The organism is Sulfurovum sp. TSL6 (assembly GCF_019972115.1).
Classification (GTDB): Bacteria; Campylobacterota; Campylobacteria; order Campylobacterales; family Sulfurovaceae; genus Sulfurovum.
Map to the genome: position 1 here is coordinate 25,577 of NZ_BPFJ01000003.1, position 20,594 is coordinate 46,170.

The window sequence follows — 20,594 nt, forward strand, 5'->3', positions numbered from 1 at the left end:
TGAATTAAATCACCATATCCACATCATCATGATCCTGACAGTATTTGAAGATACGATTTCTCTCTTCTTCTGTCTCTACAACACAGCTGGCGTTATAGGTATGGAACTTACCTGTCCGTGAAGAGTTTCCTAAAGAGCAAAGGTGTTCTTTTTCTCCCATCGCTTCTTTGATACATTTTAAGAGTGCTTCCTTGTCTCTCCCTATGAGCTTAAATCCCCATTGGGTAGGATACTCTATCTTCGGTTTTTCTGGTGTTTTGTCGTCTAAAATCATAGGTTCTCCTTTGTAAACTTATGCGCGATTAAAATCGCCACTCTTACCGCCGGATTTATTTTCTAGCTGAACGTTTTTGATCACCATACCCTTGTCAATGGCTTTGAGCATATCGTAAATAGTGAGTAGTCCTACACTCACTCCCGTAAGCGCTTCCATCTCTACACCTGTCTGTCCATTGAGTTTTGCTGTGACGGTGAGTTTGAATCCCGGGAGGTCCGGAAGCTCTTCGATGTCTGTTTTTACGGATGTCAGCATGAGTGGATGACACATAGGAATAAGTGTTGAGGTTTGTTTTGTTCCTTGGATGGCAGCGATGACAGCGGTTTGCAGCACGGGTCCTTTTTTTGCTGTATTTTCTAGTACGGCATCAAAAGCAGGTTGTCCCACTTCTATGATCCCACTTGCCGTAGCGATACGTGTTGTGTTGTCTTTGTCAGAGACATCGACCATCTTTGGTTTGTTTTGTTCATCTAGATGTGTAAGGTTCACTTTTTGTCCTCATGCTTTTATTCTAGTACATATTTTAACATAAATAGACACAACTAAAGAAAAAGTGGTGCTAAAAATAGAAAAATGACGAATATAGTCACTATATACTTGACTTCTATCATCATATAAGATAAGATAATTAAAATTATAAAGGAATCATATGGTTTATGGATATATGAGACAAGTACCGGGCTTTCCTCATTTAACCGCACAGCAAAGCGATATTCTCTCCTTTGGGTTAAAAAAGGGACTTGAGATTGATAAAGAAGTGGTTGAGTATGCGACCAAAAACCTTCCTCTTGATGCTAGGGAAGAGTTTGAGGATTTCTTGCAAACTATGCAAGAGGGCAATACGGTGATTGTCTCTTCTTTTTATATATTGAGCGACAAGGTTGAAGAATTGATAAAGGTGATTAATTGTATGCTGAGTCATAGTGTGAATCTCTGGATCGTAGATGCAAATCTACTGATGAATAAAGAGACGAATATGGTTGATATCTTTCCTTTATTGAACGCATTAAGAAAAGAGGAAAAAGAGAAGACCAATCAGATAGGACGTCCAAAAGGAAGCAAATCAAGTTCCAAGTTTGATATTCATCAAAGAAAGATTATCACTTTTCTAAGCGAAGGAATGAGTGTCAGTGCGATAGCCAGAGAATTAGACGTGAGCCGCAGTTCTTTGAAAGACTATATCGAGTCACGCGGGATCAAAGAACTGGTAGACGGGGCATGGATGGAGATGGTTACATCAAAAGATGTCAAAAATATGGACAACATCGTACTGATTTGCCCATTTGAAGAAGCGAGAAAAGCAAAAGAACAAAAGGTGTTATAAATGGAATCTACAATCACAACAGAAAAATCAACAAAAAATCAGGCAAAAGAGTATTTAAAAGGTTGGGTACCTTATCGTATCAAGAGATATTGGGTCTATGTCGCGGCAACGGTAGTGGCTTTGCTAATGCCATGGATCACGATCAATGGCAACCATCTCTTTTTATTAAGTTTTGATCAGAAGAAGTTGCATTTGGCAGGGGTAGCTTTTGATATGCAAGAGCTCTATCTGATGCCATTTTTGCTTATGCTTCTTTTCCTGGGGATCTTTGCAGTCACAGCCGTAGGAGGTAGAGCATGGTGTGGGTGGGCTTGTCCCCAGACTATCTTCCGTGTGATCTATAGAGACGGTATAGAGACCAAACTTTTAGGATTGAGAAAAAAGATCAAAAATAAGCAAAAAGAACCAGATATGAGCAAAATGGAAAACAAAGTGAAAAGTGTTATTGCTATATTGCTTTGGTCTGTTCTCTCTTTTGTGGCAGCAGCTAACTTTTTATGGTACTTTGTACCCCCTGAAGATTTCTTCAAGTATTTGAGCAATCCAGCAGAGCATATGGTACTGGTAGGTGTGTTGGTGAGTACGGCACTCTTTCTCATTCTTGATGTGGTGTTTATCAAAGAGGATTTCTGTGTCTATGTCTGCCCTTACAGCCGTGTACAGTCTGTACTTTATGATGATGACACTATTATGGCAGTCTATGATCCTATAAGAGGTGGAGAGATCTATGAAGGGCATGGGTATGAGAGAGAAAAGAAATTTACGAAACAAAAAGATCTATTGAGTGTGGACAGTAGTGCGGAGTGTACCACCTGTGAGAGTTGTGTGACAGTGTGTCCTACCCATATTGATATCCGTAAAGGACTCCAGCTTGAGTGTATCAACTGTCTGGAGTGTGTCGATGCCTGTACTTCAGTCATGGGCGCATTAGGTAAACCAAGTTTGGTGCAGTGGTCAAGTGAAAAAGAGACCCTTCGTCATGAAGGTAAAACGAACTACTTTAGAGGCAAGGTCATTGCATATTTTGCAGTGCTTATGATCGTGCTTGTCACACTGTTCGTGATGGGAAGCAAAAAAGAGCATATGCTTTTAAATATTAACAAGAGTCAAAGACTGTATAAAGTACTCGATAACGGCGTCGTGCAAAATGACTATATTTTCATGTTCGCCAATACAGACAGCAAAGATCATACCTATTACTTTGAGATCGTAGGAAATGACAAGATCACCATTAAGAGACCGTCTGAAGCATTTAGACTTGGTGCAGGTCAGAAAAAGAAAAAAGTCGTTGTCTTGGAAACAAAAGAACAATTGGCAAACAATACAAGAAAAGATGTTCCTATCCCTATAGTGGTAAGAGCCTATGCTACAGATGACAAAGAAAAGATAATGGTTGAAAGAGAACAGGTCTTTTTCTACCCTCGTGCAGACCTGGTTAAAAAATAGGAGAGACAATGCTTGGCACAGAACCGACACTGGACAACATTGAGGACTACAAGGCTCAAGGAAGTACAGAAAAGAGATTGATCGTGTGGATCGTGATCCTCTCCGGATTATTGGTAGGGGCTATCTATGGGATGTTGATCGCAAATTCGAGTGTGTCAGATGCTTTGGTAATAAAAGAGCCAATAGGTATATTTAAATAGCAGGAGAGTCGATGAGTAAAGTATTGGTACTGGGTGGTGGTTTTGCTGGTGTTGAAGCAGCCATTTATCTTAAAAAACATGACTTGGATGTCACACTGGTGAGTGACAGGGATTATTTTTATATCTATCCTACATCTATCTGGATACCTACAGGTGAAGTGACCAGAGAAGAGGCTTCTGTTCCTTTGGATATGCTTGCGATGAAACATGGTTTTCAGTTAATTGTGGATCCTGTTGCGCATTTTGAGGCGAAAACTAAAAAAGTAACCCTGCAGAGCGGTCGTGTACTAGAGGGGTATCCCTATATCGTTGCGGCACTCGGACAGGACAAGATGCAGTTAAAGGGTATGGAGCATACACTTTCTATATGTGGTAAACCAGAAGAGGCTACGGCACTTTATGAACGTTTGGACACATTGATACAGAAAAAGGAGGGAAGAATTGCCATGGGCTTTGGCGGGAACCCTAAAGATACCTCTGCGGTACGTGGAGGGCCTGCGTTTGAAGTACTTTTTAATGTGGATACCTATCTGAGGAAAAGAGGGGTACGGGAGAACTTTGAACTTACGTTTTTTGCGCCTATGGCAAAACCCGGACAGAAGATGGGTGAAAAAGCCTTAGTGATGATGGAGAAGATGTTCAAGATGACGAACATCAAGAAAAAAGTAGGTACTAAGATCACGCATTTTGAAGCAGATGGTATCTGTTTTGAAGATGAGACCAAATTAGAGTCAGATCTGACGATGTTTATATCCGCAGGTACCGGGCATCACATACTCAAAGAGTCTGGACTTCCACTTAGTGATGCAGGGTATGTTGTCACCAATGCGTATAATGAGATAAAAGGTTTTGATGGCGTGTATGCCATTGGTGACTCTGCATCGCTTATAGGACCGGAGTGGAGAGCAAAACAGGGGCATATGGCTGAAGTGATGGCTAAGAATGTAGCGTATAACATTTTTAATGATATACAAAATATAGATTCCAAACAAAGCTATAGTGCACATTTGAATATTTTATGTGTCATGGATACAGGAAACGGGGCAGCGTTTGTCTACCGCAGTGATAAAGGCGGGAAAATGATTCCTATGCCCGTTGTTGGTCACTGGCTGAAAAAGATGTGGGGATGGTACTGCCGTTATTCTAAACTAGGAAAGATCCCCAGAATTCCTGGGATGTAACGGTTTAACCGTTTCCCTTTTTTCATGTAATTTTCGGCTTTTTCTTATAAATAAGAGTAATTTTGTCCTACTTAAGATTGTATTTATAGTTTTTAAGAGATAATGCAGGTACAAAAATTATTTTAAGGAAATTAAATGGCAACAGTAACATTTAAAAACGACATCGTATGTAACCTGGCAGGTACAGAAATCAATGTAGGTGACACAGCGCCAGTAACTACAGTAGTAAACTGTGATCCAATGCTTCAAGACGAAACAATCGGCGGTGAAGGTAAAGTGCAATTGGTCATTGCCGTACCATCACTTGATACAGGTGTATGTGATGCAGAAACTAGAAGATTTAACACTGAAGCAGCTAGCCTTGACGGTGTAGAAGTCATTACTGTATCTATGGACCTTCCATTTGCAGCAGCTAGATGGTGTGGCGCTGCGGGAATCGATAACATTAAAGTATGTTCAGATTTCAGAAACAAAGATTTTGCTAACAATTATGGTGTTCTTTTGGCAGATGGACCTTTAGCGGGTATCATGGCAAGAGTTATCTTTGTTATCGGTAAAGATGGTAAAGTTGCGTATAAGCAAGTTGTTCCGGAAATTACAGAAGAGCCTAACTACGAAGAAGCATTGGCAGCAGCTAAGGCAGCTTGTTAATTCGTTTTCCTCTTTTAGATAAACCTCTTCTTTTGAAGAGTGTTTATCACTATCTTCTGTCCTCCTCTTTATTTTCAATTTTTTTTATTTACCGTTAGTTATCTAATTTGTGTTAAAATATTTTTATACTACGCTTCAAGGACAATAAAAAATATGCGATATCTCTATGGATGCATGGTACTCATTTGGTTGACAGGATGTAAGCAACCTCTTGAACCTACTGTGGTTAATAACCAATATACGCTAGAAGAATGCAAAGAAGAGTTACTAGAGGCTGAAGATTTTTCTCAAGGTGAAAGTATAGATAAGATTGTTGTGGTGAAGAAAGAGCGTACAATGTATTTGTATAGAGACAATAAAGTGATGAATACATTACCGGTTTCATTAGGTAAAAATCCTATAGGGACAAAACAGCAGCAAGGAGACAATAGGACACCAGAAGGTGAATTTTGGATCTCCAGAAAACTCTGTTCGCCTAGATATTATCGTTCTCTTTGTATCTCTTATCCTCGACCCGAAGATAAAGCCCGTGCTGCCAGAAGAGGTGTGAACCCAGGGGGAGCTGTTACACTTCATGGACAACCTACATGGAATGCAGATGGCAAAGGGGATAGTTATACACTATCCAAAAATTGGACGCAAGGGTGTGTCGCTGTGACAAATGCTGCAATGCAAGAGTTGTGGTATGCCGTGCGTGAAGGTGTACCTATTGTTATACGATAAGGGTAGAGTATGAGATATACGCAAAAGCAGATCGATAAATTTAATCGTCAAAAATACATCGTGGAACTAGAAAAAATCAGTAAAAATCTTTTTCGTATGTTCAGAGATGAGAATGTAGCTGCTGAGGATTTTGTAAAAAAATTTGCGCAACTAAAAAGTAAGTTTGATGAAAAAGAAGAGGTACAACTTGAATCGGAATTTCATCAACAACTTAAAGAGTATGTGTTCCGTCTTTATCGGCAAACATGTTTGGCTGAATCGTTTACAGATAAAGACTTTTCAGATATCAGAGAAGCGGAGATGAGCAATCTAAACAGGTTGCAGAAGCTGAAAAACGGCACATCTTATAAAAAAGACAAGCATAAATCAAAACGCCAAAATGAGGATTGGGGTTGATGCTTTGCGTGAAAGAAAAGCGATGAAACTGAGTATTTTCGGGATAGCAGTACTACTGTTTGTGGTTGGCTGCGGCGAGCCTACGTATTATGGGAAAGTAGACAATACCCCGTATGCGATACAAGAGTGTGTCAATGAATTGGCAAGAGGCACTGATATCGACCATGATGCCAAGATAGACAAGATCGTTGTCTATAAGAAAAAAAGAATGATGTATGCGTATAAAGATGGTAAAGTGGTTGAAAAATTTCGTATCTCTCTAGGTGCTAATGGTGGAGCCAATGCTGGGGACAAGGTAAAGGTAGGGGACTACAGAACTCCGGAAGGTACCTATAGTATTGTGAGAAAGAAATGTGATTCAAGACTGTATAGGTCTCTAATGATCTCTTATCCTAGCGAGGCTGATAAAGCAAGAGCAAGGGCAAGAGGTGTAGATCCGGGTGGATATATCACGATCCATGGACAACCTAAATGGAATGCGGATGGACGAGGCGATGAATATACCCTATCGCGTGATTGGACTGAGGGATGTGTGGCAGTCCGAAACCTTGCTATGGATAAACTTTGGGCTGCTGTTGAAAAGGGTGTAAAAATAGAAATACACGCATGATTCATTGTATAATATTAGATTATTTCAAATTATATGTCAATTTTAGCTTGGTTTGATGAATCTTATATTATGATATTGAATAATATTGGATAACCAAGGAGAAAAATTATGAAAAAAGTACTTATATCGGCATGTTTATCTATGTTCACAACGCTGCTTATGGCAGGGGGAGATACAAGCGAAACACTTGCACCTGTGGCTGAGATATCAACTAAGCCTTGTAAAACAAATAAAGTTTATGTTGAAGCAGATGCAGGCCTTATGTGGCAAGATGCGGCTTACACAGATGGAGAGGATGGTGCGTATAAGCGAGGGCATTCAGTAGGGAAAGCAGGTAAGTATAGACATGCGATGAATTACTGTCGTGCATTGAATTATGCTGGATATAATGATTGGAGATTGCCTACATCAATGGAGTTATCTCATGTACATAATCCACAAGGCAATCCATTTGCATACTATCGTGGTTCAGACTTTTGGTCATCTACACCTACTACGGAGAATAGATATTATGTGGTTTATGCTGCAGATGCAATGCAATATGCGAGAAAACCTAGTCAGTCTAATTATATTAGATGTGTCCGTTGTTTAGGTGAAGGGTATGTCTATTCTAGATCAGAAGATGTAAAATAGCTTTTTTAGAGGATTTTTATCTCTTCTATTAATGTAATATTAAACCTCTTTAAAACTTCACTTTTTGCCAAGTCTATAAGAGACTTGGCTTCTTCATACGTTCCACCCCCTAAATTAACCAAGAAATTGGCATGAACACTGCTCCATTGCATTTGACCTTTTCTTACACCTTTTAGTCCCACAGCCTCTATCAGACGTCCGGCATAATCACCTTCAGGGTTTTTAAACACTGAACCTGCACTGGGTTCAAGAGGTTGATTGGATCGTAGGTTGAGCAGCTCGTCTAGAAGTTTTTGGTTAAAACCATACTGTATCTCAAACTTTGCTTGGGTTGCAATACCTCCTAGTTTAGCAAAACGGTAGCCGTGTTCTATCTCTTGCGCTAATATCCATGTACCATTGATCTTTATAGAGTGTAAGATATTAAATATTTCATACTCTTTGACCCCTGCATTCATTGCAAGCATGCCACCCAGTGTACCGGGAAGTTTAGAACAAAACTCAAAACCGCCAATATCATGTTTTTTAGCATAAGAGACGATGCGACCTGTAGGCATTGCCGCACCAATAACCAACATATCTTCTTCTTGAATGATAGTAGCAAAATCTTTAGAGAGCATCATCAGTGGGGGAGGTGTAGGTGAGACAAGTAAGTTGTTCGCTCCTCCGATGAGGTATCTGTCTTGAGGTATGCTATCGCCTTCTTCTATCATCAGTACCTGTGTGGGCTGTCCCACCTTGATACTGGAGTATTTGGAGAAGTCTATGGTCTTAAAAAACATTTAGCTGTTCCGTAGGGCTTCGTACTCTTTTGGAATCAAATACGCTTCCGTTTTGATAGGGGTCTCCCATAAGCCATGTTGAAAACCTAACTCGTATAGTCTGTCGAGTGCTTTTATTTGAAGATCAGAGAGTTCGACAGATGCATCTGATGCATACATATCAAGGTATTTTTTAAGCATTTTATCTGAAATACGTACAAGGTTTTCTGCCTCAAGTTTGGCACAGAGTTCTTCTTTTCTGTCATTCGCCACTTTGACACCCTCAATGAGGATATTTTCTATATCGATAGCACGGTTTAGGGGTAGGCTTCTTCGTATCGCCATACCGCCAAGAGGCAGAGGCAGACCTTCCCCTGCCAATTCTACCCAAATATCCCACACTTCTTTTTCTACTTCCAGACTTGCATCAAAATCCAAGATGGATTCATGGATCAGTACGCCCGCATCCACCTTTCCTGAAACGACAGCCTCCTCAATTTCAAGGAAATCCATATAGACAGGTTTTGCATCTGGGTAATATATTCTGAAAAGCATGGCATTGGTCGTATATTTTCCAGAAAGCGCTACTTTAAAATTACGCTTCAGCTTTTTATCTTTACGGCGTATGAGCTTGGGTCCATACCCTTCTCCGAAACTTACTGCAGTACGAAGCAGTGCATACTCATCTTTGATGAGTGGGTACATACCAAAACTGATGGCAGACACATCATAAGTTCCTTTAAGTGCTTCCACATTGAGTGTTTCAATGTCTAGACCAATATTTTCAAACGTATAGCCTTTGGTATCTACCCAGCCAAATTTAATGGCAAAATACATAAAAATATCATCTGCATCTGGAGAATGGGCTAATTGTATAGGATTCATGGGCTAGTGTACTCTCTTTGTTAGGATAAATGTATTTTATCATTGTTTGTATTTGTGGCAACTTTTTAAAAAATTTTATAAAAAACATGTCAATTTGACATATTTTTGTATCTTGTATCAGAAACGTATTAGAATGGTGCTAGAATTCAACATTAAGGTTAAGGATATGACAATGGCAATGGATGCAAACAAGCAAAAAGCACTGGATATGGCGATCAAGCAGATCGATAAGACGTTTGGTAAAGGTACACTGATGAGACTGGGGGACAAAGAGTTTGAACCTATCGAATCTATCTCAACAGGTTCACTTGGTTTGGATATGGCTCTAGGTATCGGGGGTATACCTCAAGGGCGTATTATAGAGATCTATGGTCCTGAGTCCTCAGGTAAAACAACACTTGCACTTCAGACGATCGCTTCGGCACAGAAAAAAGAGATGGTCTGTGCATTCATCGATGCGGAACATGCACTCGATGTAGTTTATGCTAAGAACCTGGGCGTAGATACGGATAATCTTTTGGTGTCTCAGCCAGATTTTGGTGAGCAGGCACTGGATGTGCTTGAAACATTGGCAAGATCAGCAGCGGTTGACCTGATCATCGTTGACTCCGTTGCTGCACTTACTCCAAAAAGTGAGATAGAGGGAGATATGGGTGATTCTCATGTCGGACTGCAGGCAAGACTGATGTCACAAGCACTACGTAAACTCACTGCTATTCTACATAAAACGAATACAACGGTGATCTTCATTAACCAAATTCGTATGAAGATCGGTACGATGGGATACGGATCACCAGAAACAACGACAGGTGGTAACGCCTTGAAGTTCTACTGTTCTGTGAGAATTGACGTACGTCGTATCGCAACATTGAAACAGGGTGAATCTTCCATAGGTAACCGTGTCAAAGCAAAAGTAGTGAAAAATAAAGTCGCGCCTCCATTTAGACAAGCAGAGTTTGACATCATGTTTGGCGAGGGGATCTCTTTTGTAGGAGAACTCATTGATTATGGTGTGAAGATGGATATTGTAGATAAATCAGGTGCATGGTTCTCTTATGGTAGTGAGAAACTGGGTCAAGGTAAAGAAAATGCAAAGGTCACCATCAAAGAAAATCCTGAACTGATGGCAGAGCTGGAAGGCAAAATCAAAGAAGCGCTTGGTTTTGGTGAAGCACTGGCAGTAGATGAGAGTGAAATGACCGAAGATTAAAACATAATACCACCTAGACTAGAGCCTCAAATACTTCTGGAGGTTCTGGCATACTTTCATAGAAACGTATCAAAATCCAATAGACGCAGATAACTACACATTCCTACTTTTCAATTTTCTAAGGGCTCTTTATACCTTTTGCTCTGAGTTTTTTTAGCCTAGGAAGACCAAAACTTAACATAATGACACACTCTAGCTTTTAACGATGCTTTGATGGATTATACTTATTTAAGTATAGGGTAAAATTCGATAAAATAATAGATAAATGTAAAATACCAAATGTATATAAAGGATATAAATGATTTTTATCGATGAAGTCGTAGCAACAGAGGTGATGGATAGTAGAGGAAATCCTACAGTAAAAGCGACTGTAAGTTTGAGTGACGGAACAGTAGAGAGTGCAATCGTTCCTAGTGGAGCGAGCACAGGTAAACGTGAAGCGCTTGAGCTTCGTGACGGTGGTGACAGATACATGGGCAAAGGTGTACTTCAAGCCTGTGAAAATGTGAATGGTCCTATCTATGATGCTCTTGTGGGACTCAGCCCATTCAATCAAGCAGAAGTTGACCTTGTGATGAAAGAGGTAGATGGTACGGAAAATTATGGCAATATGGGTGCCAATGCGGTACTTGGTGTCTCTATGGCGGTAGCACGTGCCGCTGCAAAAAGCATGGGTATGCCACTTTACCGTTACCTTGGCGGTGCGAATGCTGTGGTCATGCCTGTACCAATGCTTAACATCATTAACGGTGGAGAACATGCGAACAACTCTGTAGACTTTCAAGAGTATATGGTCATGCCAGTAGGGTTTGATAGATTTTCAGAAGGGCTTAGAGCTTGTGCTGAAGTGTATCATAACCTGAAAAAGATCATTGATGGTATGGGTGAGAGTACAGCGGTTGGTGATGAAGGTGGTTTCGCTCCAAACCTTAAAAGCAATGAAGAGCCTATTCAAGTCATTATGCAAGCGATCGAAAAAGCAGGATATAAACCTGGAGAGCAGATCGCTATTGCTTTAGATGTCGCGGCATCTGAGCTTATCAATGAGGAGGGGCTTTATGTGCTTAAGTCGGAAAATAGAGAGATCACAAGTTCTGAACTGACGGCATATTATGCTGATATGTGTGCCAAGTACCCTATTGTTTCTATCGAAGATGGTTTAAGCGAAGATGATTGGGCAGGATGGAAAGAGTTGACGGAAGTACTTGGAGATAAAGTACAACTTGTAGGGGATGACCTTTTTGTTACCAATGTATCTATCTTGGCAGAGGGGATTGAAAAAGATATTGCAAACTCTATCTTGATCAAGCCAAATCAGATAGGAACTGTTTCTGAGACAATGCAAACAGTGCGTCTTGCGCAAAGAAGTGGCTATACGTGTGTGATGTCTCACCGCTCAGGAGAGAGTGAGGATACTTTTATCGCAGACTTTGCTGTTGCTTTGAATACCGGTGAGATCAAAACGGGATCAACTGCAAGAAGTGACAGAATCGCTAAATATAACAGATTACTTGAAATTGAAGCGGAACTCGGTCAGTTTGAGTATTTGGGTGCATCAATTTTTACAAAGTAAATGAAGGTATAATATATGGCAGATCTGAGAGAAGAAGGCAGTATAGCCGGACTGTCACTAAAAACTTTTTTAGTGACAGTCCTAGGTATTCTTCTCTTTGGCATCTATATTGGTATTTTGGTCTATGGGGAGAACTCACTAACTGTTTTGAATCAGTTAAAAGAGAAAAAACAAGGCTTGTCTCTTGAAGAGAAAATATTAAAAGTAGAAAATCAAAGACTTCAAAAAGAGTATTTTGAATTAAAACAGTTAGAACCTAAGGAGTAAGTATGAAAAAGTATCTATGGGCAGTAATGGCAGTATTATTTGTGAGTGCGAATGCATCCGGTTTTAGAGATATTGATATAGAGACACATTCATTTCTGTCTGATCTCAGAGAAGCGGGAGGGTCAGATGATGACTTTTTAGATGACGAGGAAGAAGAAGTAACAGAGAATGAAATGGATGCTCCTGAGGCTGTATTGGAAGAAGAAAAAAAGTCTGAAGATGACCATGCAGAGGCAATACGTCAAAAAGCGATGGATGACGCCAAGAAAAAAGAAGAGGCACAGAAGATAGAAGCTAAAAAGGAGGAAGAGACACTTTCCCAAAAAGAAAAAGAAGCACTATTAGCTGAGATCGCTGCTAAAGAAGAAGAGTTAAAAAAGGCAAAAGAACAAGCGGAACAAGAGCAACGCGAAGTTGAAGCGTATGAAAAAAAAAGAGCTGAAAAGCTTGCTCGAGAAGCACAAGAAAAAGCTGAATTAGCAAAAATAACAGCGGAAGCTAGAGCAACAGAAACAGCGTTAGCCAAAAAAGAAGCCGCTGCAAAAAAATATGAAAGTACTTCGACGCCTGCAGACATTGATCTTACTGCGGAAAGGAAAGCAGCAAAAGATGCAGCAGATAAGGAATACTGGGAAGCAGTGCAAGAGATGAATTCGGTTGAGAAAAAAGTGCAAAAAAAAGCGGAACTAGCAAAAACAGCATTAGAAGCTCAAACAAAGGCTGCAAAAAAATCTGAAAGTGCAGCGAAGAGTTTAGATATTGATCTTACTGCGGAAAAGAAAGCAGCAAAAGATGCAGCAGATAAGGCATACTGGGAAGCAGTACAAGAGATGAGAAAGACTGAGTAAGATTTTTTACACTTTCAACTCTTTTTCCTTATGTTTTTTATGTGCTTGTAAAGCTTTAATGATAGTCATAGAGATCAATATCTCAAAAATACTGGCTAAGATTAGCTGATAATATGTCAATAAGTCTAATAACTTTGTGTCATACCCAATGGTTGCAACCGCAACAAGCAGAGTCAATGGCATAGAGAGAGAAAGCGCTATAAGTAAAGCATCCTTCGAGCTACCACTAATCCCTCTTAATACAATCGCAGCAAATAATCTAGCAATAATCATTAATACTGTAATAAGCAGTGCTCCTGGAACAACTCCCTGCAGAGTAAGCGCCTTCAGGTCAAATGATGCTCCGACATGGATAAAGAATAGAGGCACCAAAAACCCAAAGCCTAGACTGGACATTTTTTTTTCAAGCTCTTTCTCATGATGGAAGAATGCAGATATCGCAATTCCCGCGATAAAGGCACCCAAGGCAAGCTCTAATTCTAATGACAACATGACTGCGATCATAATAAAAAATAGGGCCATAGATAGACGTATGTCCTGTGCAGAAGTGTCCAGTTTTGGCACCAAAGTGCTTTTGAGTTCAGGGTACCACCAAAAGAGCAGATTGAACATTCTATAGAGTATATAAATGACGAAGATAAACAGGAGCAAGTAACCGATCTTCAAAATAAGTTCTATAGGTGATCCTGTAGTAATGTAAGCATCAAAGACAGTCAGTGCTGCAATACTTAAGATCTCCCCCAGTACACCAGCGATAAAGGCTAAACGTATCCATGATTCTTCTTTTCCGTATACTTTAGATAAAGAAGCCAACAATCCTATGGATATAAGTGGCATAGAGATAATGACAATAGCATTCAGATCAAAAATAAAACCAAATATGATAGAAAAGACAACCATGAAGAATAAGAACAGTATAGATCTCTGTATCACTCTTTTAGGACTTTTTGTGATCTGTTTTAAATCGACTTCCATCCCAGCTAAAAACATGAGATAGAGAAATCCGACTTCTGCAATGAGGCTAAAGTATTGGTTGTGACCAACCAAACCAAGATAAGCAATAATAGACCCTAATATAATTTCCACAGGGGGGATAGGCAAACGTAAAAATTTGGCAACAAAAGGGCTCCCCCATATAAGCAGAGACAGGGTGAGTATCAGGACGATATTAGTGTGTATCACAGCTTGTTGCTACCTCGTAGCCAAGTCTATCGAGCATCGCCTTATCGCTGCTTGCTTCGATACCTTTGGTGGTCAAATAATTCCCTATAACCATAGCATTTGCACCAGATTCAAACATGAGATTTTCTTTTCCGTTAAACAGAAGTTCACGTCCGCCTGCCACCATAAGAAGTCTATCTTCTCCCAAAAGACTACGTGCCTTTTTGATGATATCTACAGCTTCATCCAGTTCTATGTTCCTTGTTTTGATAGGAAGTGCAGGGTTAGGATGATAAAAGTTAAGAGGCGTTGATTCTGGACTAAGAGATGCAATCGCGTTCAGAAGTGAGTCTCTGTCTTCTTTTGTCTCTCCCATTCCAAAAATCCCTCCAGAACATAGTGCTAAACCTACGGATTTTACATTTTCACAGGTCTCATAACGTTCACTCCAGGCATGTGTTGTACAAATATCTGCATAATAATTTTCAGAGGTTTCAAGGTTATGGTTATAGCTGTCAATACCATGCTGTTGCAGGTAGAGAAGCTGTTCTTTGTTGGCTGTACCATTACACGCGATAAGGTTGAGGTCTGTGACTTCAGCCTTGACTGCCTGTGCAGCACGTGCAACAAAATCAACTTTTTTATCATCGAGACCTTTGCCGGCAGTCACCAGACAGTACCCCAAAGCACCGTTGGCTTTTGCAGCTTTTGCTTCAGATACGATTTGTCCTATATCTTTGTAACTGTAACGTTCGATATCTGCATGATATCTCACACTTTGTGTACAGAATTTACAGTCCTCTTTGCAAGTACCGCTAAGAATGTTATTGATAGCACATAAAAATATTTGTTGTTTATGATTTGACATTATTTTGCCTCTTCTTTATGTTTACATTTAAAGCACTGATAGATATCACCGCTTTTGAGCGTTTTTTTACCCATAGTATAGCCACACTCCGGACAATTTTTATCTACAGGTTCAAAGTTGGCGATGAATTTACATTTCGGATAGTTCACACAACCAAAGAATTTACCTCTTTTCCCTTCTCTCTCTTGAAGCTTCCCTCCACATTCCGGACAGGGAACTGTGAGTTCTTTCGCAGGCTCAAGAGACTTTGCATTTTTACATTTTGGGTAAGCGGAACAGGCAAGGAATTTTCCTCTTTTCGAGTTTTTGATAACCATCATCGAACCACATTTTTCACACTTTTCGTCTGTCTCTTCAGGTCCCTCTACTTCTGTTCCATCCGTGTTTTTCGTGTATTTACATTTAGGGAAATTGCTACATGCGATAAATTCGCCATATCTCCCTTTACGCAAAAGAAGTTCAGAATCACATTTAGGACATTTTTCCCCTGTAGGGATGGCTACTTTAAGACTTTTTATATTTTTCTTACCCTCTTCTACCTTATGTAAAAAAGGGGTGTAGAATGCTTTGAGAACAGTTTGCCAGTCAGTGTTTCCTTCTGCTATTTCATCGAGCGTCTCTTCCATATTTGAAGTAAATCCGCTGTCTACGATCTCAGGGAAGTGTTTCTCAAGCATTTCTGTGACAGTAAAGGCTACTTCTGTGGGATGAATACGTTTTTTCTCTAACTCAATATACTTACGTGTTTGAAGTGTGGTCACAGTAGGTGCATAGGTACTTGGACGACCGATACCCAGTGACTCCAGCTTTTTGATGAGACTTGCTTCATTGTATCGTGCAGGAGGTTCTGTAAAATGTTGCTCTTGCTTGATGTTATCCAGACTTACTGCTTGACCTTTTTCGAGTTCCGGTAAAAGTTTGTCTTTATCGGTATATCCTGTGACTCTATAGAACCCATCAAAAAGAAGTTTTCTTCCGCTTGCTTTGAAGGTACATTTATCTCCCTTGAAGAGAAGTGTTTGTGATTCCATTTGTGCTTCTGTCATCTGACAGGCCAAGAAACGGTTGTAGATAAGTCTATAGAGTTTCAGCTCATCTACAGATAGATAGTCTGCAGCAGTCTTGCTGTCAAACTCGATCATAGTAGGGCGGATAGCCTCATGCGCTTCCTGCGCACCTTTTGATTTTGTTGCATAGTTTTTGGCTTTAGCCGGAAGATATTTGTCCCCGTAAGTGGTTTGGATGTATTCTCTTGCTGCTGTTACCGCTTCTTTTGCAAGATTCAGTGAGTCGGTTCTCATATAGGTAATGACACCCATGGTACCTTTGTCTGTTTTCACCCCTTCATAGAGCTTTTGTGCGACCATCATGGTTTTTTTAGGTGAAAATCCCAGTTGGGTAGAGGCTGTCTGCTGAAGGGTTGAAGTCATAAACGGTGGAGGTGTTTTGGTCTTTCTTTTCGTCTTTTCCAGTGACACTACAACAAAGGATTCACTTTTGGCCGAAGTAACGATCTCTGTGGCATCTGCTTCAGTTTTAACCGTCAGCTTCTCAATCTTGAGACCGTTATAATCATAGATAGAAGCTTCGATGTCTTTTTCAAAAAGTGCATCTATTGTCCAATACTCTTCAGGAACGAAGGCTTTGATTTCACGTTCTCTGTCTACAACCAGTTTCAATGTCGAACTTTGTACTCTACCGGCACTCAGCCCTTTTTGGATCTTACTGGCAAGCAGAGGTGAAAGTTTGTATCCTACGATACGGTCAAGCAGTCTTCTTGTCTGTTGTGCATCCACAGAGTCCATATCCACTTTACGCGGTGTTTCAAGCGCATGCTGTATAGCATTTTTGGTGATCTCATGAAAGACGATACGGGGAAGCTCAGTAGGCTCTTTCCCGATCGCCTTGGCGATATGATACCCAATAGCCTCACCTTCGCGGTCCTCATCCGTTGCGATAAAGACGGTTTCTGCTTCTTTGGAAAGTTTCTTTAACTCTTTGACCGTGGGGTTCGCATCTCTTGGGATGGAGTATTTAGGGATAAGATCACCGTTTTCGTCATCGACCGTAATGCCAAAAGTACTTTTTGGAAGGTCACGAATATGCCCTTTTGAGGCGATGACTTTATAGTCCTTATTTAAGAAACTGGTAATGGTACGTGCTTTAGCAGGTGATTCTACTATAATTAGGTTTTTCATATTTACTTACTTTATATAGATAAATTTTTGGCATTGTAACACAAAAGAGAGTAAAAGCAAGAGAAGAGTATTATTTTAAACAAGTATAATTGAGAAAACAAGTGATCAAGAAGGACTTCGATAGGTGTGTGCAATATTTGGGATCATCGGAACCTATGAGGAGGAAAAAGCCATAGAGGCTTTTGATGCATTGGCCCATCGGGGGATAGATGCAAAGTATACCTCTGTGAATGCGCATTGTTTTCTTGGCGTCCATAGGCTTGCCATTACAAATGTAACGAAAACACTCACACCCATATATAATCATGATGGGCTACAGATACTTTTCAATGGTGAAATTTACAATTATGAAGTCTTGGCGGTGGAACTTCAGCTTCACAAAGCAAGTGAGGTTGATGTCCTGTATGCTGCATACAGGAGATGGAGTGATGATTTTGTCACACATCTAAGGGGAATGTTCGCCATTGTGATCGTCGAAGAGGCACAGGTCAAGTTATTTCGTGACCCTTTTGGAAAGAAACCGGTCTATTATACGTTGGATGGACAAAAATTCATCTTTGCCAGTGAAATGAAAGCCATCCACTCCCTTGTTCCGTTTACATTTGACAGGCAGATAGTGACACAATATCTCTCTTTTCAAACTCCGCTTTCTCCCCATACCTTTGATAGGCATATTCATCAAGTAGATGCAGGGGAGATGGTAACGTTTACTGTAAATGAGGGGAGAGTGAAAAGGAAAAAGTATTATACGCCGTTCAGTGACGGCCAAACCATTTCGGCACAGGAGAAAGCAGAAGAGAAGCTGGAAAATGTGCTTTTGGAGTCTGTGGCAATGCGTTTGCCCAAAGAGGTAAAATTCGCCTGTCTTCTTTCTGGAGGTGTGGACTCTTCACTTATCTGCGCCATGGCATCTTTAACACAAAAGGTACATACCTTCAGTATAGGGTATGAAGGATATGAGAAGTATGATGAACGTCCTTTTGCCAAAGTAGTAGCGGAGCATATAAATTCCAACCATCATGAAGTGCTCTTCAGTAAAGTAGATTTTTTGCAAACCATAGAGGAGGTGATCTCCTCTATGGATGAACCTTTGGCCGATCCAGCCATGCTGCCTCTTTACCATCTGATGAAAGCCGTTCATAAAGAGGGGTTCAAGGTGGTGTTGACAGGAGATGGAAGTGACGAACTCTTCATGGGGTACAGAACCTATAAAGAGTTTTATGACCTTGAACAGGCCAAGGATCTGGAGTTCAAAGGGTGGTTGCACCACTACTTTAAATCACATTTTTCTATGCATAAAGAGTGGGAGTGGTACAAACGTATCTTTGAAGGGAGTACATTGTTCCGGTCGACCGCTGAGATATTCACCGACCTTCAGCAAAACAGGCTTTTACGCATGAATGTGAAGGATAACTGTTCTTTAGCAGCACTTGAGCCTTACAAAGAAGAGTTTGAACAGAGTAGCCGTGTCTCACCTATGGAGTGGTACAGCTTTTTAGATCTCAAAGTGATGCTGGGAAATGTCTTTTTGCGTAAGCTAGACCGCATGAGCATGGCACACAGTATAGAGGCAAGAAGTCCGTTTTTAGACAAAGAAGTGGTGGCTACAGCATTCTCCTGTACTCCTGATCTTCGTATGATGAAACCTTCCAAGGCATTGGTGAAAAATGTTGCTAGAAAGTATCTTCCCAAAGAGATCGTCGATCGCAATAAAAAAGGGTTTAACTATCCTTACATGGAGTGGTTGCAAGAGAGCGGAGAGTTAGAAGTCATTCATCGTATACAGAAAAAAATGAACCTTTTTCATGAAAGTGAACTTGAAATGTATTTGGAAAAAGGGAAACAGGGGATGTTCAAACAACATCTTTTTTCACTCTATATGTTATGTAAATGGTTGGAAAAGGTAAATCGTAGATCCTAGGTAATGGTATACTTATTACCTAGGGCTTTAATTATTTGTTTTTAAGGATTCTGGGGAGGGTGATACCTGTTTGACTCTGGTATTTCCCCGCTCTGTCACGATACGTTGTTTCGCACTGCTCATCTCCCTCTAAGAAGAGTACCTGTGCGATGCCTTCATTCGCGTAGATCTTTGCAGGAAGAGGTGTAGTGTTGGAGATCTCTATCGTGATATGCCCTTCAAATCCGGGCTCGAATGGTGTGACATTCACAATGATACCACAACGCGCATAGGTACTTTTTCCTAGACAGATAGCCAAAGTATCACTCGGCATTTTAAAGTACTCAACGGTTCTTGCAAGGGCAAAAGAGTTAGGAGGCACGATACAGACATCCCCTTTGAAGTCCACGACATTGTTTTCATTAAAGTCTTTTGGATCCACCACTTCAGCGTTGATGTTCGTAAAGATCTTAAATTCATCCGTAACTCGAATATCATAGCCGTATGAGCTTAGCCCGTAACTGACCACTCCTTCTCCTACCAGTCCTTCACAAAAAGGGGTTATCATCTCTTCGTTCAGTGATTTCTCGCGTATCCATTTATCGGATTTTAGTCCCATGTTCTTCCTTCGTTTATAAATAAGATGTTATCTGAGTATTTGTATATCAGCGTTTGTTTTGATCTTTTCAAAATAGTCTTTAAGCGCTTTATTTTGCTGTTGCTGTCTCCATTTTGCAGCAACGGCACCTTGGGCTGCTTCAAAAGGCATGTTTACCTTGCCTTTTTTGGAAAGAACCTTATAGCTTATATATCGGTCTCCTGCATTAAAAGGGCGCGTAAATGAACCATCTTGTGTTTGTAAAATGCTGCCAAGTAACGCAGGGTTTAGGTCTTTTGTCGACTTGGTCACAGAACGGCTTTTAATACCTTTGGTGTTTTTTGTTTGAAGAAATTTCTTCATGCTCTCTTCAGATGGTGCAGAGTATTCAATCAGATTGACAGAGGCAGGAATGGTAAATTCACCTTGGTGATTTTTGTAAAAAAGCTTGAGTTCGTCTTCACTTGGAGTGGGGATAGAACTGACCACATTTTGCTGAAAGAACTTCTCTTTTTTCATCGCCTCTTTGACACTTGAACGATAGTTATTCCATGTGGTCCCCTGTTCTTTCAGGATCTTTTGCATTTTAGGAACAGTAAGGTTGTTTTGTGCTGCAATCGCTGCTATTTTTTCATCGATGTCTGCCTCAGCGATCTGCACATCTTTCATTGCCGATTTTTGCAATCGGTCCTGGATAAGAAGATCAGTGGCTTGTTCCTTAGAAACCTGCATTTGTCTTTGTACTGCACGTATCTCTGCAGTGGTAATAGGCTCCCCCTCAACGATAATGGCAATAGCATCTACCATTTTAGCGTGTGAGAGTGTCAGTAAAGTAATAAATCCAAGTAGAACAAGTTTTTTCATAGATATCCGTTTCCCTAATA

General features: G+C 40.4%; 23 protein-coding genes. 14 read left to right on the top strand and 9 right to left on the bottom strand.

Annotated elements, in window-relative coordinates; all coding sequences use genetic code 11:
* Nucleotides 1–4: 4 nt before the first annotated feature.
* Together LDM93_RS09030 and moaC are read right to left on the bottom strand one after the other, a co-directional pair.
* On the bottom strand, nucleotides 5–274 hold the full coding sequence (locus LDM93_RS09030; RefSeq protein WP_223892084.1) for a YbeD family protein: 270 nt from the start codon (nucleotides 272–274) through the stop codon (nucleotides 5–7).
* Nucleotides 275–292: 18 nt separating this feature from the next.
* Nucleotides 293–766, bottom strand: a complete 474-nt coding sequence (gene moaC, locus LDM93_RS09035) for a cyclic pyranopterin monophosphate synthase MoaC (protein WP_223892085.1) — start codon at nucleotides 764–766, stop codon at nucleotides 293–295.
* 160 nt (nucleotides 767–926) lie between these two features.
* Here moaC and LDM93_RS09040 point away from each other — a divergent pair, with 160 nt between their 5' ends.
* The 9 genes from LDM93_RS09040 to LDM93_RS09080 all read left to right on the top strand — a co-directional run bounded on the left by LDM93_RS09040 (nucleotide 927) and on the right by LDM93_RS09080 (nucleotide 7,441).
* Complete coding sequence (locus LDM93_RS09040) at nucleotides 927–1,601, top strand: recombinase family protein (RefSeq protein WP_223892086.1); 675 nt, start codon at nucleotides 927–929, stop codon at nucleotides 1,599–1,601.
* On the top strand, nucleotides 1,602–3,047 hold the full coding sequence (gene ccoG, locus LDM93_RS09045; protein ID WP_223892087.1) for a cytochrome c oxidase accessory protein CcoG: 1,446 nt from the start codon (nucleotides 1,602–1,604) through the stop codon (nucleotides 3,045–3,047). It abuts the gene before it with no gap.
* 8 nt (nucleotides 3,048–3,055) lie between these two features.
* Nucleotides 3,056–3,247: a hypothetical protein gene (locus LDM93_RS09050; protein ID WP_223892088.1), complete on the top strand. Its 192-nt coding sequence runs from the start codon at nucleotides 3,056–3,058 to the stop codon at nucleotides 3,245–3,247.
* Nucleotides 3,248–3,258: 11 nt separating this feature from the next.
* A complete protein-coding gene (locus tag LDM93_RS09055) occupies nucleotides 3,259–4,428 on the top strand; it encodes an NAD(P)/FAD-dependent oxidoreductase (RefSeq protein ID WP_223892089.1) in 1,170 nt (389 codons plus the stop codon).
* A gap of 135 nt (nucleotides 4,429–4,563) precedes the next feature.
* The gene (tpx, locus tag LDM93_RS09060; RefSeq protein WP_223892090.1) at nucleotides 4,564–5,079 is read left to right on the top strand and encodes a thiol peroxidase; all 516 of its coding nucleotides are present in this window, start codon (nucleotides 4,564–4,566) and stop codon (nucleotides 5,077–5,079) included.
* 153 nt (nucleotides 5,080–5,232) lie between these two features.
* Entirely contained in the window at nucleotides 5,233–5,802 is a 570-nt protein-coding gene (locus LDM93_RS09065; RefSeq protein WP_223892091.1) for a murein L,D-transpeptidase family protein, read from the top strand.
* Nucleotides 5,803–5,811: 9 nt separating this feature from the next.
* Nucleotides 5,812–6,198 (top strand): hypothetical protein, encoded by a 387-nt coding sequence (locus LDM93_RS09070; RefSeq protein ID WP_223892092.1) that lies wholly within the window; start codon nucleotides 5,812–5,814, stop codon nucleotides 6,196–6,198.
* A gap of 4 nt (nucleotides 6,199–6,202) precedes the next feature.
* Complete coding sequence (locus LDM93_RS09075; RefSeq protein ID WP_223892093.1) at nucleotides 6,203–6,808, top strand: murein L,D-transpeptidase family protein; 606 nt, start codon at nucleotides 6,203–6,205, stop codon at nucleotides 6,806–6,808.
* 108 nt (nucleotides 6,809–6,916) lie between these two features.
* Nucleotides 6,917–7,441: a DUF1566 domain-containing protein gene (locus LDM93_RS09080; protein ID WP_223892094.1), complete on the top strand. Its 525-nt coding sequence runs from the start codon at nucleotides 6,917–6,919 to the stop codon at nucleotides 7,439–7,441.
* 5 nt (nucleotides 7,442–7,446) lie between these two features.
* On the opposite strand, the gene LDM93_RS09085 is transcribed toward LDM93_RS09080, so the two are convergent.
* Nucleotides 7,447–8,223, bottom strand: coding sequence for a UDP-N-acetylmuramate dehydrogenase (locus LDM93_RS09085; RefSeq protein ID WP_223892095.1), 777 nt, complete (start codon nucleotides 8,221–8,223; stop codon nucleotides 7,447–7,449).
* Nucleotides 8,224–9,087, bottom strand: coding sequence for a menaquinone biosynthesis family protein (locus tag LDM93_RS09090; RefSeq protein ID WP_223892096.1), 864 nt, complete (start codon nucleotides 9,085–9,087; stop codon nucleotides 8,224–8,226).
* 172 nt (nucleotides 9,088–9,259) lie between these two features.
* Between LDM93_RS09090 and recA the strand changes: the two genes are divergently transcribed.
* The 4 genes from recA (at nucleotide 9,260) to LDM93_RS09110 (ending at nucleotide 12,985) form a co-directional block, all read left to right on the top strand.
* A complete protein-coding gene (recA, locus tag LDM93_RS09095) occupies nucleotides 9,260–10,297 on the top strand; it encodes a recombinase RecA (protein ID WP_223892097.1) in 1,038 nt (345 codons plus the stop codon).
* Nucleotides 10,298–10,595: 298 nt separating this feature from the next.
* Nucleotides 10,596–11,870 carry a phosphopyruvate hydratase gene (gene eno / locus LDM93_RS09100; protein ID WP_223892098.1) on the top strand — a complete coding sequence of 425 codons (1,275 nt, stop codon included), beginning with the start codon at nucleotides 10,596–10,598 and terminating at the stop codon, nucleotides 11,868–11,870.
* Between the two features lie 15 nt (nucleotides 11,871–11,885).
* Nucleotides 11,886–12,137 carry a hypothetical protein gene (locus LDM93_RS09105; RefSeq protein WP_223892099.1) on the top strand — a complete coding sequence of 84 codons (252 nt, stop codon included), beginning with the start codon at nucleotides 11,886–11,888 and terminating at the stop codon, nucleotides 12,135–12,137.
* Between the two features lie 2 nt (nucleotides 12,138–12,139).
* The gene (locus LDM93_RS09110; RefSeq protein WP_223892100.1) at nucleotides 12,140–12,985 is read left to right on the top strand and encodes a hypothetical protein; all 846 of its coding nucleotides are present in this window, start codon (nucleotides 12,140–12,142) and stop codon (nucleotides 12,983–12,985) included.
* 6 nt (nucleotides 12,986–12,991) lie between these two features.
* Here LDM93_RS09110 and LDM93_RS09115 read toward each other — a convergent pair whose 3' ends face one another.
* The 3 genes from LDM93_RS09115 to topA are packed head-to-tail and all read right to left on the bottom strand — an operon-like array spanning nucleotide 12,992 to nucleotide 17,212.
* A complete protein-coding gene (locus tag LDM93_RS09115) occupies nucleotides 12,992–14,167 on the bottom strand; it encodes a cation:proton antiporter (protein ID WP_223892101.1) in 1,176 nt (391 codons plus the stop codon).
* Entirely contained in the window at nucleotides 14,154–15,014 is an 861-nt protein-coding gene (locus LDM93_RS09120) for a biotin synthase (protein ID WP_223892102.1), read from the bottom strand. The genes LDM93_RS09115 and LDM93_RS09120 overlap by 14 nt, the downstream gene beginning before the upstream one ends.
* The gene (gene topA, locus LDM93_RS09125) at nucleotides 15,014–17,212 is read right to left on the bottom strand and encodes a type I DNA topoisomerase (protein WP_223892103.1); all 2,199 of its coding nucleotides are present in this window, start codon (nucleotides 17,210–17,212) and stop codon (nucleotides 15,014–15,016) included. Before topA ends, LDM93_RS09120 begins: the two co-directional genes overlap by 1 nt.
* A 124-nt stretch (nucleotides 17,213–17,336) precedes the next feature.
* Here topA and asnB point away from each other — a divergent pair, with 124 nt between their 5' ends.
* The gene (asnB, locus tag LDM93_RS09130; RefSeq protein ID WP_223892104.1) at nucleotides 17,337–19,133 is read left to right on the top strand and encodes an asparagine synthase (glutamine-hydrolyzing); all 1,797 of its coding nucleotides are present in this window, start codon (nucleotides 17,337–17,339) and stop codon (nucleotides 19,131–19,133) included.
* A gap of 31 nt (nucleotides 19,134–19,164) precedes the next feature.
* On the opposite strand, the gene dcd is transcribed toward asnB, so the two are convergent.
* Together dcd and LDM93_RS09140 are read right to left on the bottom strand one after the other, a co-directional pair.
* Entirely contained in the window at nucleotides 19,165–19,731 is a 567-nt protein-coding gene (dcd, locus tag LDM93_RS09135; protein ID WP_223892105.1) for a dCTP deaminase, read from the bottom strand.
* A gap of 27 nt (nucleotides 19,732–19,758) precedes the next feature.
* Nucleotides 19,759–20,574, bottom strand: a complete 816-nt coding sequence (locus LDM93_RS09140) for a peptidyl-prolyl cis-trans isomerase (RefSeq protein WP_223892106.1) — start codon at nucleotides 20,572–20,574, stop codon at nucleotides 19,759–19,761.
* Nucleotides 20,575–20,594 lie beyond the last annotated feature (20 nt).

Bases quoted from the DNA above. Each gene is read 5' to 3' on its own strand.
- LDM93_RS09110 (WP_223892100.1), top strand. From the start codon at position 12,140: ATGAAAAAGTATCTATGGGCAGTAATGGCAGTATTATTTGTGAGTGCG.
- LDM93_RS09055 (WP_223892089.1), top strand. From the start codon at position 3,259: ATGAGTAAAGTATTGGTACTGGGTGGTGGTTTTGCTGGTGTTGAAGCA.
- LDM93_RS09030 (WP_223892084.1), bottom strand. From the start codon at position 274: ATGATTTTAGACGACAAAACACCAGAAAAACCGAAGATAGAGTATCCT.
- LDM93_RS09040 (WP_223892086.1), top strand. From the start codon at position 927: ATGGTTTATGGATATATGAGACAAGTACCGGGCTTTCCTCATTTAACC.
- dcd (WP_223892105.1), bottom strand. From the start codon at position 19,731: ATGGGACTAAAATCCGATAAATGGATACGCGAGAAATCACTGAACGAA.
- LDM93_RS09140 (WP_223892106.1), bottom strand. From the start codon at position 20,574: ATGAAAAAACTTGTTCTACTTGGATTTATTACTTTACTGACACTCTCA.
- tpx (WP_223892090.1), top strand. From the start codon at position 4,564: ATGGCAACAGTAACATTTAAAAACGACATCGTATGTAACCTGGCAGGT.
- recA (WP_223892097.1), top strand. From the start codon at position 9,260: ATGGCAATGGATGCAAACAAGCAAAAAGCACTGGATATGGCGATCAAG.
- LDM93_RS09105 (WP_223892099.1), top strand. From the start codon at position 11,886: ATGGCAGATCTGAGAGAAGAAGGCAGTATAGCCGGACTGTCACTAAAA.
- LDM93_RS09080 (WP_223892094.1), top strand. From the start codon at position 6,917: ATGAAAAAAGTACTTATATCGGCATGTTTATCTATGTTCACAACGCTG.
- LDM93_RS09090 (WP_223892096.1), bottom strand. From the start codon at position 9,087: ATGAATCCTATACAATTAGCCCATTCTCCAGATGCAGATGATATTTTT.
- LDM93_RS09070 (WP_223892092.1), top strand. From the start codon at position 5,812: ATGAGATATACGCAAAAGCAGATCGATAAATTTAATCGTCAAAAATAC.
- LDM93_RS09085 (WP_223892095.1), bottom strand. From the start codon at position 8,223: ATGTTTTTTAAGACCATAGACTTCTCCAAATACTCCAGTATCAAGGTG.
- LDM93_RS09120 (WP_223892102.1), bottom strand. From the start codon at position 15,014: ATGTCAAATCATAAACAACAAATATTTTTATGTGCTATCAATAACATT.
- topA (WP_223892103.1), bottom strand. From the start codon at position 17,212: ATGAAAAACCTAATTATAGTAGAATCACCTGCTAAAGCACGTACCATT.
- ccoG (WP_223892087.1), top strand. From the start codon at position 1,602: ATGGAATCTACAATCACAACAGAAAAATCAACAAAAAATCAGGCAAAA.
- LDM93_RS09050 (WP_223892088.1), top strand. From the start codon at position 3,056: ATGCTTGGCACAGAACCGACACTGGACAACATTGAGGACTACAAGGCT.
- eno (WP_223892098.1), top strand. From the start codon at position 10,596: ATGATTTTTATCGATGAAGTCGTAGCAACAGAGGTGATGGATAGTAGA.
- LDM93_RS09065 (WP_223892091.1), top strand. From the start codon at position 5,233: ATGCGATATCTCTATGGATGCATGGTACTCATTTGGTTGACAGGATGT.